Annotated in this window: 10 protein-coding genes and 1 tRNA gene; 3 read left to right on the top strand and 8 right to left on the bottom strand. The window is 68.1% G+C overall.

Features of this window, described 5'->3' with window-relative positions; all coding sequences use genetic code 11:
- Window positions 1-16 precede the first annotated feature (16 nt).
- Window positions 17-2,698 carry a DNA polymerase I gene (gene polA, locus EV379_RS06785; protein WP_130505464.1) on the bottom strand — a complete coding sequence of 894 codons (2,682 nt, stop codon included), beginning with the start codon at window positions 2,696-2,698 and terminating at the stop codon, window positions 17-19.
- Between the two features lie 70 nt (window positions 2,699-2,768).
- Between polA and EV379_RS06780 the strand changes: the two genes are divergently transcribed.
- Entirely contained in the window at window positions 2,769-3,194 is a 426-nt protein-coding gene (locus EV379_RS06780) for a hotdog fold thioesterase (RefSeq protein WP_130505463.1), read from the top strand.
- A gap of 73 nt (window positions 3,195-3,267) precedes the next feature.
- Here EV379_RS06780 and EV379_RS06775 read toward each other — a convergent pair whose 3' ends face one another.
- Window positions 3,268-3,873, bottom strand: a complete 606-nt coding sequence (locus tag EV379_RS06775; RefSeq protein ID WP_047410793.1) for an ANTAR domain-containing response regulator — start codon at window positions 3,871-3,873, stop codon at window positions 3,268-3,270.
- Between the two features lie 38 nt (window positions 3,874-3,911).
- On the opposite strand from EV379_RS06775, the gene EV379_RS06770 reads away from it, so the two are divergent.
- Window positions 3,912-3,992: transfer RNA gene (locus tag EV379_RS06770), tRNA-Leu, on the top strand.
- Between the two features lie 39 nt (window positions 3,993-4,031).
- Here EV379_RS06770 and EV379_RS06765 read toward each other — a convergent pair.
- On the bottom strand, window positions 4,032-5,315 hold the full coding sequence (locus EV379_RS06765) for a DUF222 domain-containing protein (protein ID WP_130505462.1): 1,284 nt from the start codon (window positions 5,313-5,315) through the stop codon (window positions 4,032-4,034).
- Between the two features lie 70 nt (window positions 5,316-5,385).
- Window positions 5,386-6,447 (bottom strand): helix-turn-helix domain-containing protein, encoded by a 1,062-nt coding sequence (locus EV379_RS06760; RefSeq protein WP_130505461.1) that lies wholly within the window; start codon window positions 6,445-6,447, stop codon window positions 5,386-5,388.
- A 111-nt stretch (window positions 6,448-6,558) separates the two neighbouring features.
- On the opposite strand from EV379_RS06760, the gene EV379_RS06755 reads away from it, so the two are divergent.
- Complete coding sequence (locus EV379_RS06755) at window positions 6,559-6,855, top strand: hypothetical protein (RefSeq protein WP_130505460.1); 297 nt, start codon at window positions 6,559-6,561, stop codon at window positions 6,853-6,855.
- A 4-nt stretch (window positions 6,856-6,859) separates the two neighbouring features.
- Here the strand turns inward: EV379_RS06755 and EV379_RS06750 are convergent, their stop codons facing one another.
- From EV379_RS06750 to gltB, 4 genes are all read right to left on the bottom strand, one after another.
- Window positions 6,860-8,434: an AMP-binding protein gene (locus EV379_RS06750; protein WP_130505459.1), complete on the bottom strand. Its 1,575-nt coding sequence runs from the start codon at window positions 8,432-8,434 to the stop codon at window positions 6,860-6,862.
- Window positions 8,435-8,539: 105 nt separating this feature from the next.
- Window positions 8,540-9,985, bottom strand: coding sequence for a pyruvate kinase (pyk, locus tag EV379_RS06745; RefSeq protein ID WP_130505458.1), 1,446 nt, complete (start codon window positions 9,983-9,985; stop codon window positions 8,540-8,542).
- Between the two features lie 87 nt (window positions 9,986-10,072).
- Window positions 10,073-11,530, bottom strand: coding sequence for a glutamate synthase subunit beta (locus tag EV379_RS06740; RefSeq protein WP_130505457.1), 1,458 nt, complete (start codon window positions 11,528-11,530; stop codon window positions 10,073-10,075).
- On the bottom strand, window positions 11,523-16,100 hold the full coding sequence (gltB, locus tag EV379_RS06735; RefSeq protein ID WP_130505456.1) for a glutamate synthase large subunit: 4,578 nt from the start codon (window positions 16,098-16,100) through the stop codon (window positions 11,523-11,525). The genes EV379_RS06740 and gltB overlap by 8 nt, the downstream gene beginning before the upstream one ends.
- Window positions 16,101-16,167 lie beyond the last annotated feature (67 nt).

Genomic DNA, 16,167 nt, shown 5'->3' with positions numbered 1-16,167 from the left:
CGGAAATCTGTGCGGCCTAGTGTGCTGCGCTGTCCCAGTTGGAGCCGTGCCCCATCTGGACGTCGAGGGGCACGAGCAGCTCGGCTGCTCCCCCCATGCCGTCGCGGACGATCGTCTCGAGCGCGTCGGCTTCACCGGGCGCCACCTCGAAGATCAATTCATCGTGCACCTGCAGCAGCATGCGCGAACGCAGTTCCTGGGCGGCGATGTCGTTCTCGATGGCGATCATGGCGCGCTTCATGATGTCGGCGGCCGATCCCTGGATCGGTGAATTCAGCGCCTGGCGTTCAGCGGCCTCGCGGTGCACCCGGTTTGGGCTCGCCAGGTCGGGGAACGGGCGCCGACGGCCGAAGAGGGTCGTCGTGTAGCCGTCGACCTTGGCCTGCTCGACCACGTTGCGCAGGTAGTCGCGCACGGCGCCGAACCGGCTGAAGTAGTCGGTCATCAGCTGCTTGGCCTCTGCCGTGTCGATGCGCAGCTGCTTGGACAGGCCGAAGGCGCTGAGTCCGTATGCGAGGCCGTACGACATGGCCTTGACCTTGTTGCGCATCGCCGGCGTGACGTCCTCCGGTTCGACGCCGAAGATGCGCGCACCGACGAAGCGGTGCAGGTCTTCCCCGGCGTTGAAGGCCTCGATCAGACCGGCGTCCTCGGAGAGGTGCGCCATGATGCGCATCTCGATCTGCGAGTAGTCGGCGGTGAGCAGCGTCTCGTAGCCGTCGCCGACGTGGAAGGCGGCGCGGATGCGGCGGCCGTCCTCCGTGCGGACGGGGATGTTCTGCAGATTGGGGTCGTTCGATGCGATGCGGCCCGTCGCCGTTCCCACCTGGACGTAGTTGGTGTGGATGCGGCCCGTCGCGTCGATCGACTTGTCGAGTGTCTCGACGATCTGGCGGAGTTTCGTCGCGTCGCGGTGCTCGAGGAGGAGGCCGAGGAACGGGTGCGGGTTGCTCTGTTGCAGGTCGGCGAGGGCGCCGGCATCCGTCGAGAAGCCGGTCTTCGTCGCGCGCGTCTTGGGCATGCCCAACTCCGTGAAGAGCACCTCCTGCAGCTGCTTGGGCGACCCGAGGTTGACCTCGCGCCCGATCTCGGCGAAGGCCCTCTCGGCGATCGCCGCTGCCGTCTCCCCCAGCTCGGAGGAGAGTGCGGCGAGCTCGTCGTGGCTGACGGCAACGCCGCGCAGCTCCATCTCGACGAGCACCGCCAGCGTGGGCATCTCGATGGTCTCGAGCACGCTGCGCGAACCCTCGTCGAGCTGGGCCACGACGACCGGGGCCACCCGAAGCGCGTACCAGGCGTCGACGGGAGCACCGGACGGCACACTGTCGTCCGGAACGAGCTGGTTGAGGTCTGGCTGGGGAACCGTCTCGTCCAGGTGACGGGAGACGAGGTCGGAGAGGGTCTTCTCCTGCCCGCCCGGGCGCAGCAGCCAGCCGGCGACGAGGGCGTCGACGGCCAGGCCGTCGAAGGCGAGACCGGCGCGGCGGATCGCCTTCAGCTGAGTCTTCGCGCCGCACATGATCTTCGGCGCGTCGCTGGCCAGCCACTCCTCGAACGGCTCGTAGTCGCTGCGTCCGGCGATCCACGGCAGGATCACCGCCTCGGTCTCGCTGGCGATGCCGAAGCCGATGGGCATGCCGTCGATGATCTCGACGCTCAGGCCGAGTCCGGCTGGATGGGTAGCGGTGACGCGCTTCAACCAGCCGCGCAGCTCCTCGTCGAGCAGCGACTGGGCCGTCGGGGTCACGGGGATGTCGGCGGCGGGGACCTCTGCGGCCTCTGCGCCAGGCGCGATCTCGGCGCCCTCGGCGAGCTCCTGCTTGAGAACCCGATCGAGCAGGGTGCGGAATTCGAGGCGGGCGAAGATGTCGCGCACGGCCTGCTCATCGATCGGGCCGCGTTCGAGCTCTGGCACGGCGACGGGCAGTTCGAGGTCGGTGACGAGGCGGTTGAGGCGCCGGTTGCGGATCGCGTTCTCTTTCTGCTCGCGCAGATTGTTGCCGACGACGCCCTTGATCTCGTCGGCATGTTCGAGGATGCCGTCGAGGCTGCCGTAGAGGCCGAGCCACTTGACGGCGGTCTTCTCGCCGACCTTGCTGATGCCGATCAGGTTGTCGCTGGACTCACCGACGAGCGCGGCGACGTCCGGGTACTGCTCTGGACGGATGCCGTAGCGCTCCTCGACGGCGGCCGGGTCGTAGCGCTTCAGCTGCGAGACACCCTGCGTGTTCGGGTAGAGCAGCGTGACGTTGTCGTTGACGAGCTGGATGCTGTCACGGTCACCGGAGACGACGAGCACACGGTAGCCCTCCACCGTGCCGCGCACGGAGAGGGTCGCCAGGATGTCGTCGGCCTCGAAGTCTTCCTTCGTGATCGTCACGATGTTCATCGCGGCGAGGGCCTCCTGCAGCAGCGGGATCTGGCCGATGAACTCGGGCGGGGTCTCGCCGCGCGTGCCCTTGTACTCGGGGTACTCCCGCGTCCGGAACGAGAACCGGGAGATGTCGAAGGCGACCGCGATGTGGGTCGGCTTCTCGTTCTTCAGCAGGTTCAGGAGCATCGAGATGAAGCCATGGATGGCATTGGTGTGCTGCCCGTCCCTGGTCTGAAAGCTGTCGACCGGCAGGGCGTAGAACGCCCGGAACGCCAGCGAATGGCCGTCAATGATGAGGAGGGTAGGCTTTTCTGAATCCGACACAGACACAGCCTACAAGCCACCGCCGACAGGCAGCAGGCTTGAGCAGCGCTGGCCGATTTCAAAGGTGACCATGACACAGACGACCCAAGACGCCCTCGACTGGGTGCTGCAGCGTGGAATCGGCGCCCTCGCCGAGAAGATGGGCATCGAGTTCACCGAGTTCAGTGTCGAGCGGGCCGTCGGCCGCATGCCGGTCGAGGGCAACACGCAGCCGGCGATGCTGCTGCACGGTGGCGCATACGTCGTGCTCGGCGAGTCGCTCGGATCCATGGCCGCGAACCTCTGGGCCGGCGCGGGACGCCTCGCCGTCGGCATCGAGATCAATGCGACGCACACCCGCTCAGCCACCTCCGGTTTCGTCACGGGCGTCTGCACGCCGATCCACCTCGGCCGCACGCTGACGACGCACGAGATCGCGGTCAGCGACGAGCAGGGACGCCGCTGCTCCACGATCCGCATCACGAACCTGATCAAGGACCTGCCGCAGCAGGCCTAGCGCTTCGGCGTTAACGAACGAAGAGCGGATGCCATCGGCATCCGCTCTTCGTGTGAAAGCTGTGTCGGCGCCGTTATTTCTTGGCGCTGAGCTGCTCGATGATCGCCTGGGCGACATCGTGCATGGTCAGGCGGCGGTCCATGGACGCCTTCTGGATCCAGCGGAACGCCTCGGGCTCGGTGAGGCCCATCTTCTCGTTGAGCAAGCCCTTGGCGCGGTCGACGAGCTTGCGGGTCTCGAAGCGCTCGACGAGGTCGGTGACCTCGGCCTCGAGGGCGATGATCTGGGCGTAACGCGCCAGTGCGATCTCGATCGCGGGCAGCAGGTCGTTCGGCGTGAACGGCTTGACGACGTACGCAAGGGCTCCGGCCTCTGTCGCGCGCTCGACGAGCTCCTTCTGGCTGAATGCGGTCAGCAGCACGACGGGCGCGATGTGGCCCTTGCTCAGGCGCTCGGCCGCGGAGATGCCGTCGAGCTGGGGCATCTTGACGTCCATGATGACGAGGTCAGGGCGCAGTTCGGTTGCCAGTGCGACCGCGGTCTCACCATCACCGGCCTCGCCTACGACCTCGAAACCGTTGTCACGCAGAATCTCGACAATGTCGAGACGAATCAGGGATTCGTCCTCTGCGACGACGACGCGGCGGGGCGGAGCTGGGGTGTTGTCTGTGTCGGTCACGGGTTCAAGCTTACGGTATTCTGATCGAGGTCTTGTGCGCCGGTGTGGCGGAATGGCAGACGCGGAGCACTCAAAATGCTTTGTCGAGAGACGTGTGGGTTCGAGTCCCACCACCGGCACAATTCACTTTTCACCCTGTCACCGCAGGGTCTTGCCCCTCAGAACGGCGGCGGATCCGGGTACTTCGCTGCGGCCTCCGCCGGCCGCTCCGACCGGGCCGGGCCCGGCGGTCCCGCTCGCGCAGCACGCGTGCAGCCGATCGTGCTGGCCGGGGCTGTTTCCGCGTAGTGCCCGGTCGGCGAGAGCCAGCGCAGGGTGCCATCTCCGGGCGACCAGGCACGCCAGCGGCCATGAGGCCGAGGGTCTTGGCGTGATGCGGCACCCGGGAACAGCTCACTCATTCGGTGCCTCCGCGGATCCAGCGCCAGTGGGGTGCCGTCCTCGGGGTCAATGAGCACGCGGCGGAACGTCGCCGCGTGGACGACGAGTCCGCGCGCGACGTCGGCTGGGATCGAACCGTAGCCGTGGAGCTCGGCCGGCTCATCGGACTGGCCGGTCAGGCTCTGGATGCCGATGGTGATCTGCGGCACGGCAACGAAGACCTCTGGTTTGCTGAACGCCAGCGCGGGCAATGCGGTCGCCGGCGTGCCGTCGATGAGCGTGGGCGCCGCCCGTCCGAGCAGCAGCTCGACGGCGACGTCCGCCTCCAACTGCGCGTGGGTGCTCGGTGCGGTGATCGCCGCGATTCGCACGGGGTCGTCCGCATCACCTGCGGCGACGGCGTCTCCTTGCGCCTGATCGGCCAGCTGGCTGACGCGCTCGGCTACCGACCACGCCTTGTCCGCCTCCAGGTAGAGCTTCAACCAGGCCATGCCATCCTCTGCCGGCTCAAACACTACGCGCCGCTCGGCGCGGCTGTGCGCGGCACGCGCCGTCAGCGCCTCAGGGCTGAGCCGCTCCTGGAGCCGTCTCACGCTCTGACGGAACTGCGTCGGGGACTGGACGCGGGCCTTCGGCAGCGCCTCCGCCTCGAATCGGGCGTGCAGCTCCGGCGGCAGGGTGACCGTTCCGGCGAGGATCTCCCGCGCGTGCCTCTGGCTGATCTCTCCGGCGGCGAGCGCGATCAGCGTGGTCGGAAAGACATTCACGAGCTGCTGCGCCTCATACATCAACGAGTGCATGGTGCGTTCGTGCATCCGGAGAACGAGCGCGATCTCGGCGATCAGGCTGCGCTGGGCGAACTCCTCGTCCAGTGAGCGCCGCCCGCCGAGTGGGTCCGCGATCGCGAGCGCCCTCCGCCTGGCCGCCTCGATCACCCGGTAGGTTTCGGCCTGGGCGTAGCAGAGATAGGCGTTGGCCTCCCCCAGCTCGAAGAGGTACTCGCCGAGCACGGGATCGCCGGCATCGTCCCCGTTCAGCTGGCCCTCGACGGCTTCGTCCATGACCTCAGCATCGCATCGACCACCGACACGGCTTTCCGCAGTCGCGGCGTCGGGTGCCAGCACCCACGTCCTAGGAGAGCTCTCGCGTTCCGAGGATCCGCGCGAGCAGCGACCTCCGGTTGTGCACGGAGGCCTTCGCGAAGATCGCCGTGCAGTGGTCCTGAACGGTCAACTCCGATACGTACATCCGCTCCGCGATGGTGCGCGTGTCTGCTCCGGCAGCGAGCAGCTCGAGCACGGTTCGCTCGCGCGCGCTGAGCGCGTGCGCCGCCGCGAAGAGATCGAGGCGTTCCGCCGGCGATGACGGATCGAGCGAGACGGCGATCTGCTCCCCGACGCGGCCGGCGCGCACCGTCAGCCAGGTGCCGGCCGACAGGTGAACCCGCGCCAGTGGTTCGTGCGCATCGACTCCGGCCTCGACCGCGAGCAACTGGGCCGCGACGTTGTAGACGCTCGCGGGTACGACGGCTCCCCCATCGGATGACGGCACCAGCGCGCCCAGCCAGGCCTCGGCGGCCGGGGTCTGACTCTGCACGACGAGGGCGTCATCGAGCAGGAGCAGCACGGGCCCGCGCGGTTCCGTCGCTGCCGCAGGGATGCTGGTGAATGTCGCAGCCTGGCGAGCGCGGATCGCCCGTGTCATCCCGGGTGCGAGGCTCGCGAGGAAGGCCAACTCCCGTGGCGTGAACGGAACGGCCTCGCCGCTGCGCCACAGGTCGAGGAACCCCCAGCACCCGCGGGAGTCGGCCAACACGAGCGATGCGACGTCGAGCACGGCGTACGCGCGCAGCACCTCGCGCCAGAGCAGGCTGCGCTCCGGCTCGCCGGCACTGGCGCGCAACAGCGAGGTGGCCGCGATGCCGGCATCCGCCAGCGCCGTCCAGCGGTTCAGCTCGGTCAGGTACTTGTACCTGATGAGCCTCGGCAGCTCGCCGTGCGCTGGAACCCGGGCATGCGGGGCCGCGCCCACGGCCGTCTGCGGGTCGGTCAGCACCCAGACGTGGGCGTCGAAGGCGAGCACTCCGCTCAGCTCGCGCAGCACAGCCGATCGGTACTGCGCAGCATCGCTCGTCGCGCCGGCGAGCCGCTCGATCCGCTCGCGCGCACGGCTCAGCGTGTCCGCTGCACCCATGATCCGACACTACGCGCGTTGCGCGGAAGAACCCCACCTTTCTGGGATGGTGACCATCGGGGCCCCGCCCTACGCTGCTGCTGAACAACCACAGGGAGAGGTGAGACGCTCATGATCACGCTGAGGATCGAGCATCCGATCAGTGATTTCGACACGTGGAAGGCCGCGTTCGATCGGGACCCGGCGGATCGGCGGGCGTCCGGCGTGCTCCACTACACAATCTGCCGCCCGCTCGACGACCCCCGATTCGTGACGATCGACCTCGACTTCGCCACCGTGGCCGAGGCGGAAGGCCTGTTGGCAACGATGACGCGGGTGTGGGCCTCCGGCGTCGCGGCGCCAGCGCTTGCGGGCACCCCATACACACGCATCCTGCAGCCCGTCGAGGTCGTCGAACTGGCGCCGTGACCCGCTAACGCCCTCGCAACTCGCGGCGCAGGATCTTGCCTGCGGTCGACTTCGGGATGACATCGATGAACTCGACGACGCGCACCTTCTCGTGCGGCGCGACCCGGCCGGCCACGAAGGCGATCACCTCGTCGGCGCCGAGCTCGACGCCGGGCTGCAGCACGACGAAGGCCTTGGGGATCTCCTGGCCGTCCTCGTCGTCCGCTCCGACGACAGCGGCATCCGCGATGCCGCTGTGCTGCAGCAGGATCGCCTCGAGCACGGCGGGGGCCACCTGGTAGCCCTTGTACTTGATCAGCTCCTTCAGCCTGTCGACGATGCGGTAGATCCCCTCGGCATCCAGCGTCGCCAGGTCGCCGGTGTGCAGCCAGCCGTCCGCATCGATGGTCGCCGCCGTCTCGTCTGGCCGACCGAGGTATCCGGCCATCACCTGCGGGCCGCGAACGAGCAGCTCCCCCGGCTCGCTCTGGCCGGCATCCGGCACCACGACGTCGAGACCCGTCTCGGGGTCGATGACGCGCGACTCCGTGTTCGGCAGGGCGAACCCGACGCTCGACCGGTCGATGTCAGGACGGGCGAGCGGGATGACGTGGGTCGCCGGGCTCGCTTCCGTCATGCCGTAGCCCTGGGCGACGATGCAGCCGAGCCGTGTGGCGACCGCCTCGGCCAGCGCTCCGTTCAGCGGGGCTGCGCCGGAGAAGACGACCTTCACGCTGGAGAGGTCGTAGGCGTTGACCACCGGGTGCTTGGCCAGTGCGACCGCGATCGGCGGGGCGATGAAGAGCCAGTTGCACCGGTGCTCGCTGGTGATGCGGAGGAACTCGACCAGATCGAAGCGCGGCATGGTGACGAGCACGGCGCGCAGGGTGAGCGCATAGTTCAGCAGCACGGTCAGGCCGTAGATGTGGAAGAACGGGAGCACGGCGAGCACGCGCTCGCCCTTCTCGACGCCGATCGCACCGATGCCCTGCGCGACGTTCGCAACGAGGTTCGTGTGGGTGAGCATCACGCCCTTCGGGCGGCCGGTCGTGCCGGAGGAGTACGGCAGCACGGCGATCTGGGTCGCGGGGTCGAAGCTGATCTCCGGCGCCGGCTCCCCCGCCGTCAGCAGGTCGCGCAGCGACGGGTGGCCCTCAGCGCCGTCGAGCACGACGACGCGCTCGGCCGGGATGCCGGCAGCGGTCGCAGCGGCGGCCGCACCGGCGAGCAGCGGCGACACGGTGAAGATCCAGGCCGCACCGGAATCCTTCAGCTGAGCGCCAATCTCCTCGGCCGTGTACAGCGAGTTGATCGTCGTGACGGTGGCGCCTGCACGCAGGATGCCGTGGAACACCGAGGCGAATGCGGGGATGTTCGGACAGAGGAGCCCGATCACATCGCCGAGCACGACGCCGCGCGCGGCCAGGGCACCGGCGATGGCGTCGACATGGGCGCGCAGCTCACCGAAGGTCGTCTCGGCCCCCGAGCCGCCGTCGATGATCGCGACGGAGCCGAGATCCTCGTCACTCAAACCTCCGAACACCGATTCGTACACGCTGACCGCCGGGATGTGCACATCGGGCAAGAGGCTTGCTGGCATCGCTGTCTCCTTTGAGAGTGATGAAGGTGTGCGCACACGCTATCGTGCGACCCCGGACATGCGAAAGGCCCGGTTCTCTCGAACCGGGCCTTTCATGATGGCGAACTAGCTGCGCTTGTACGCGGGAGCCGCCTCGTTGTGGACATCGCCGACGACATGCACGCGGATGTCGTTGGTCGAGCCGATGATTCCGGGAGGGGACCCGGAGATGACGACGACCTTGTCACCGACCTCTGCAAGGCCCTGGCCGAGCAGCACATCGTCAACCTGACCGATCATCTGGTCGGTGTGAGTGACGCGGTCGACCAGGTACGTCTGGATGCCCCAGGTCAGCGCCAGGCGGCGGCGGATGCCGGGCTCCGGCGTGAACGCGACCATGGGGATCTTCGAGCGGATGCGCGACATGCGGCGAGCGGAGTCACCGGACTCGGTGAAGACGCAGAGGAACTTGGCGTCGACGAAGTCGGCGACATCGGCGGCGGCGAGAGTGATCGCGCCACCCTGCGTGCGGGGCTTGACCGTGAGCGGCAGGATGCGCTCCAGGCCGTGCTCCTCCGTCGAGTCCACGATGCGTGCCATGGTCTGCACGGTCACGACCGGGTACTCGCCGACGCTGGTCTCACCGGAGAGCATCACGGCGTCAGCACCGTCGAGGACGGCGTTGGCGACATCCGAGGTCTCTGCACGGGTCGGAACCGGGCTGGAGATCATCGACTCGAGCATCTGCGTCGCGACGATGACCGGCTTGGCCATGCGGCGGGCGAGCTCCACGGCGCGCTTCTGCACGATCGGGACGGCCTCGAGCGGGAGCTCGACGCCGAGGTCGCCACGGGCGACCATGATCGCGTCGAACGCGTCGACGATGCCCTCGAGGGCCTCGACGGCCTGCGGCTTCTCGATCTTGGCGATGACGGGGACGCGACGGCCGACCTCGTCCATGATCTCGTGCACGCGGGTGATGTCCTCCGCGTTGCGCACGAAGGAGAGGGCGATGAGGTCGGCGCCGAGCTCGAGGCCCCAACGCAGATCGTCTTCGTCCTTCTCGGAGAGCGCAGGAACGTTCACGGCAACACCGGGCAGGTTGATGCCCTTGTTGTTCGAGACGGTGCCGGCGACGATCGTCTTGGTCGTGACGACGACGCCGTCGGTCGAAACGACCTCGACACGCACCTTTCCGTCATCGATCAGCAGGAAGTCGCCCGGCTTCACGTCGCCAGGGAGGCCCTTGTATGTGGTTCCGCAGATCTCCTTGGTGCCGAGGATCTCCTCGGTGGTGATCTTGAAGATGTCGCCCTCTGCGAGCTCGTGCGGCCCGTCAGAGAACTTGCCGAGGCGGATCTTGGGACCCTGCAGGTCGACCAGAACGGCCACGGCACGACCGGAGTCGTTGGCTGCCTTGCGCACGTTCTGGTAAACGCCCTCGTGCACGTCATAGGTGCCGTGGCTCAGGTTCATGCGGCAGACGTCGACACCGGCATCGATGATCGCTCTGATCTGCTCATAGCTGGACGTTGCCGGTCCGAGGGTTGCGACGATTTTCGCGCGTCTCATGTTTTGTACTCCGTACTTTGTGCCCGAATGGGCTCAGATGGGTTCTTGTCCGCGGCGGAGCGTTCGTTGGCCCCGCCGCGGAAAGTATTAGAGGCTGAAGCCTCGGTCGGTCGGTCGGACCGGGGAGGGTAGAAGCGTCTCCCCTTCAAGGTACCGGTCTACGGCTGCCGCCGCAGCTCGGCCCTCCGCGATGGCCCAGACGATGAGCGATTGTCCGCGCCCTGCGTCGCCGGCGATGAAGACGCCCTCGTGGCTGCTCTGGTAGTCCGACTCCCGGATGAGGTTGCCGCGCTCGTCGAAACCGACCTCAAGCTGCGGGCTGATGAGCTCCGTCTCCGGCCCGGTGAAGCCGAGGGCCAGGAGCACCAGGTCGGCGGGGATCTCGCGCTCGGTGCCGGACTTCGGCACGCGGCGGCCGTCGACGAACTCGGTCTCCGCCACGCGAACCGCACGCAGCTGGCCGTCCTCGTTCGCGAGGAACTCGACGGTCGACGCGAGGTACTCGCGGGTTCCGCCCTCCTCGTGGGCACTCGACACCTCGAAGACCAGCGGGTCCATCGGCCACGGCTGGTGGCTGGGCCGCGTGTGCCCCGGCTGTTTGCCGATGGCGAGGTTGGTGACGGATGCCGCCCCCTGGCGGTGTGCGGTGCCGATGCAGTCTGCTCCGGTGTCTCCACCACCGAGCACGACGACGTGCTTGCCGTCGGCCACGATCTGGTTCTCGACGGTGTCGCCCGCTCCGACCCGGTTGGCCTGCACGAGGTACTCCATCGCGAAGTGCACGCCGGGCAGGTCGCGTCCGGGGATCGGCAGGTCGCGCGGAACGAGCGCGCCCGTCGCCACAACGACGGCGTCGTAACGCCGGCGCAGTTCGGCCCAGCTGATGTCGACGCCGATGTTCACGCCGGGCCGGAAGCGCGTGCCCTCAGCGGTCATCTGCGCGAGGCGCGCCTCGATGTGGCGCTTCTCCATCTTGAAGTCCGGGATGCCGTAGCGCAGCAGGCCGCCGATGCGGTCGTCACGTTCGAAGACGGCGACGGTGTGACCGGCACGGGTCAGCTGCTGGGCGGCGGCGAGACCGGCCGGGCCGGAACCGACGACGGCAACGGTCTTGCCGGTGAGACGACCGGGCAGGTGCGGCGTCACCCAGCCGTTGTCGAAGGCCTGGTCGATGATCGACACCTCGACCTGCTTGATCGTGACGGCCGGCTGGTTGATGCCGAGCACACACGCCGATTCGCACGGTGCAGGGCAGAGCCGCCCGGTGAACTCCGGGAAGTTGTTCGTCGCGTGCAACCGCTCGCTGGCCGCGTGGCCCTCTCCGCGGTGCATCAGGTCGTTCCACTCCGGGATCAGGTTGCCGAGCGGGCAGCCCTGGTGGCAGAACGGGACACCGCAGTCCATGCAGCGGCCGGCCTGCCGGCGCAGCTGGGTCGGGTCGCCCTGCTCGTAGACCTCTTTCCAGTCCATGAGGCGCACCGACACCGGGCGCCGCGCGGGGAGCTCACGCTCGGTCGTCTTCAAGAAGCCTTTGGGGTCAGCCACCGGTCACCTCCAGGATGCGAGTCCAAACGAGGTCGCCGTCGGGGTCGAGGCCCTCGGCTTCCGCGTTCTTTCGAGTTTCGAGAACCGCGGCGTAGTCGCGCGGCAAGACCTTGACGAAGCGGGATGCCGTCTGGTCGAAGTCGTCGAGCATGCGTGCTGCGACGGGCGAATCGGTCTCGGCGAGGTGCCGTTCCAGCAGGTCGCGCACGATCTCGCGGTCGGCGCTGCCCAGCTCGTGCAGCTCGAGTTCGCCGCTCGCGAGGGAATCGCGGTTGACGCGCTCACGCTTGAGCTCGTAGACGTAGGCGGTTCCACCTGACATTCCTGCACCGAGGTTGCGCCCGGTGCCGCCGAGGATGAGCGCGAGGCCACCGGTCATGTACTCGAGGGCGTGGTCGCCGACGCCCTCGACGACGGCGGTCGCACCCGAGTTGCGCACCAGGAAGCGTTCGCCGACGATTCCGCGGAGGAACAGCGAGCCGCTGGTCGCCCCGTAGCCGATGACGTTGCCCGCGATGACGTTGCGTTCGGCCGCGAACAGGCTGCGGCGGTCCGGCCGCACCGTGATCTGACCGCCGGAGAGACCCTTGCCGACGTAGTCGTTGGAGTCGCCCTCGAGCCGCAGCGTGATGCCGCCGGGCAGGAACGCGCCGAGCGACTGGCCGGCCGAGCCCGTGAGGGTCACCTCGATCGAGCCGCTCGGCAGACCGTTGACGCCGTGGCGCACCGTCACCTCGTGGCCGAGCATGGTGCCGACCGCGCGTTCCGTGTTGCGGATGGGCAACTCGATCTCGACGTGTCCGCCGTGCTCGAGCACATCGGCCGCACGGGCGATCAGCTGGTTGTCGAAGTGCTCGTCGAGCTCGTGCTCCTGCTCCCGCGCGCTCTGGCGCGGTTCGGCGTCCGAGAAGTCCGGGCCGACGAGGATCGGCGTCAGGTCCATGCCCGATGCCTTCCAGTGTTCGAGCGCTGCGGTGGTGTCGAGCAGCTCGTGGTGGCCGACCGCCTCGCCGAGGCTGCGGAAACCGAGCTCGGCGAGGTACTCGCGCACCTCCTGGGCGATGAACTCGAAGAAGTTCACGACGAACTCCGGCTTGCCGGTGAAGCGCTTGCGCAGTTCGGGGTTCTGAGTCGCGACGCCGACGGGGCAGGTGTCGAGGTGGCAGACGCGCATCATGATGCAGCCCTCCACGATCAACGGCGCCGTGGCGAAGCCGAACTCCTCCGCGCCGAGCAGCGCGCCGATCACGACGTCGCGGCCGGTCTTCAGCTGGCCGTCCACCTGCACGACGACGCGGTCGCGCATGCCGTTGAGCATGAGCGTCTGCTGCGTCTCGGCCAGGCCGAGCTCCCACGGCGTTCCCGCGTGCTTGAGCGAGTTGACCGGGCTGGCCCCTGTTCCGCCGTCGTGGCCGGAGACCAGGATGACGTCGGAGAGCGCCTTCGCGACACCGGCCGCGACAGCGCCGATGCCGGACTGGCTCACCAGCTTGGTGTGGATGCGGGCCTTCGGGTTCGCACGCTTCAGGTCGAAGATGAGCTGCTTGAGGTCTTCGATCGAGTAGATGTCGTGGTGCGGGGGCGGCGAGATCAGGCCGACACCGGGGGTGCCGTGCCTGGTGCGCGCGACCCAGGGGTAGACCTTGGTCGACGGCAGCTGGCCGCCCTCACCGGGCTTGGCGCCCTGGGCGAGCTTGATCTGGATGTCGTCGGCGTGCGTCAGGTACATGCTCGTGACGCCGAAACGGCCGGATGCCACCTGCTTGATGGCGCTGCGGCGCTCCGGGTCGAGCAGGCGGTCGAGGTCCTCGCCGCCCTCACCCGTGTTCGACTTCGCGCCGAGGCGGTTCATCGCGATGGCGAGGGTCTCGTGCGCCTCCTGCGAGATGGAGCCGTAGCTCATCGCGCCGGTGGAGAAACGCTTGACGATCGATGCGACCGACTCCACCTCCTCCAGCGGCACGGCAGGGCGACGTCCGGTGCGGAGCCCGAACATGCCGCGCAGCGTCATGAGGGTCTCGGCCTGGTCGTCGACGAGCTTCGTGTACTCGCGGAAGATGTCGTAGCGGCGGGTGCGGGTGGCGTGCTGCAGGCGGAACACCGTCTCCGGGTTGAAGAGGTGGGGAGAGCCGTCGCGGCGCCACTGGTACTCGCCGCCGGTCTGCAGGCGCTCGTGCACCGTGACGGCTGCGTCCTCCGGGTAGGCGGAGGTGTGCCGCTGCAGGTTCTCGGCCGCGATGACCTCGAGCCCGACACCGCCGAGCTTGGAGGTGGTGCCGGTGAAGTACTGCGCGATGAACTCCTCGTCGAGGCCGATGGCCTCGAAGGCCTGGGCGCCGGAGTAGGAGGCGATCGTGGAGATGCCCATCTTCGACATGATCTTCAGGACGCCCTTGCCGAGCGCCTTGATGACGTTGGCGACGGCCTTCTCCGGCGTGACGTCGGTGATGACACCGCTGCGCACGAGGTTCTCGCAGCTCTCCATCGCCAGGTACGGGTTCACGGCCGATGCGCCGTAGCCGATCAGCAGGGCGACGTGGTGCACCTCGCGCACATCGCCGGCCTCGACGATCAGGCCGACCTTCATGCGGTTCTCTGAGCGGGTGAGGTGGTGGTGAACGGATGCCGTCATCAGCAGCGACGGGATCGGAGCGAGGTCCTTGTTGGAGTCGCGGTCGCTCAGCACGATGAAGCGGGCGCCGGCGTCGATGGCCGCGTCGACCTCGAGGTTGAGTGCAGCGAGGCGGTCACGCATGGCGTTGACACCCTCGTCGAAGCGGTAGAGGCCCCGGATGGTGACGGTGCTGCGGCTGCCGGGGTACGGGTCGATGTGCTGGATCTTCGCCAGCTCGTCGTTGTCGATCACCGGGAAGGTGAGCGAGACCTGGCGGGCGTGCTCCGGTCCGGCGCTGAGCAGGTTGTGCTCCGGCCCGACCGAGCTTCCGAGCGAGGTGACGACCTCTTCACGGATCGAGTCGAGCGGCGGGTTCGTCACCTGGGCGAACTGCTGCGTGAAGTAGTCGAAGATCAGCCGGGGGCGCTCGGAGAGCACGGCGATTGGCGTATCGGAGCCCATGGCGCCGAGCGGCTCCGCACCGAAGCGCGCCATCGGCGTGAGCAGCAGGCGCACCTCCTCCTCGGTGTAGCCGAAGGTCCGCTGGCGGCGCACGACGGATGCGGGCGGGTGCACGATGTGCTCGCGCTCCGGCAGCTCGGCGAGCTTGATGCGGCTCTCCTCGAGCCACTCCCCCCACGGCTCGGATGCCGCCAGCTCCGCCTTGATCTCGTCGTCCTCGATCAGCCGGCCTGCGACCGTGTCGACGAGGAACATCTTGCCCGGACGGAGCCGTCCCTTGCGCACGATGGTGGCCGGATCGAAGTCGAGCACGCCGATCTCGCTGGCGAGCACGACGAGGCCGTCGTCGGTGACGACGAAGCGGCCTGGACGGAGGCCGTTGCGGTCGAGGGTCGCACCGACGAGGGACCCGTCGGTGAAGACGATCGCCGCCGGGCCGTCCCACGGCTCCATGAGCATCGAGTGGTAGTCGTAGAAGTCCCGACGTTCAGCATCGATCTCGCTCTGGTTCTCCCAGGCCTCCGGCACCATCATCATGACGGAGTGCGGCAGGGACCGACCGGAGAGCGTCAGCAGCTCGACGACCTCATCGAAGGAGGCGGAGTCGCTTGCGCCGGGGGTGACGATGGGCAGCAGCGGGGCGAGGTCGCCGAGCAGCTCGGACTCGAGCTGCGACTGCCTGGCCCGCATCCAGTTGCGGTTGCCCTGGATCGTGTTGATCTCACCGTTGTGCGCGATCATGCGGAACGGCTGGGCCAGCGGCCACGACGGGAAGGTGTTCGTGGAGTACCGCGAGTGCACGAGGGCGAGCTTGGAGGCGAAGCGCTCGTCGGAGAGGTCGGGGTAGAAGGGCTCCAGCTGGAGCGTGGTGACCATGCCCTTGTAGACGAGGGTGCGGCACGACAACGAGGCGAAGTAGATCTCAAGCTCTCGTTCTGCGCGCTTGCGCAGCCGGAAGGTCTGGCGGTCCAGCTCGATGCCGGAGAGGGGCGCTCCGCTCGCGGAGCTGCGTGCGCTCTGCACGTAGAAGGCCTGGATGGCGGGCATCGCGGCCCTGGCCAGCGTTCCGACCTCGTCGGGCCGGACGGGCACCTCGCGCCAGCCGAGGACGCTGAGGCCCTCTTCCTCCGCGATCGCGGCGAGCGAGCGCTTGATGGCGGTGCGCGCGGTCGGGTCGGTGGGGAGGAATGCGTTGCCGACGGCGTAACGGCCGGCGGCAGGAAGTTCGAAGTCGGTCACCGCCCGGAGGAAGGCGTCCGGGATCTGGGTGATGATGCCTGCGCCGTCACCGGTTCCCGCATCGGAACCGATGGCGCCGCGGTGCTCGAGGTTGCGCAGCGCGTCGAGCGCGGCCGTGATGATGTCGTGGCCGGCCGTGCCACGCAGCGTTGCGACCATGGCGAGGCCGCACGCGTCCTTCTCATGAACAGGGTCGTAGAGACCCTGCCGACCCGGGATTTGACTGAACCTCGTAAAGGTGGATTGAAACGTCACGACTGACCGTCCTCACGAATGATGTGCAAGGGGACGCCATCGGCCCGTGGGTGGGATTGTGCCGCCC

Origin of the sequence: Microterricola gilva, from assembly GCF_004217495.1 — a bacterium.
GTDB lineage: Bacteria > Actinomycetota > Actinomycetes > Actinomycetales > Microbacteriaceae > Microterricola > Microterricola gilva.
Note: the sequence above shows the minus strand (reverse complement) of the source record. Positions and strands in the feature narration are given on the sequence as shown.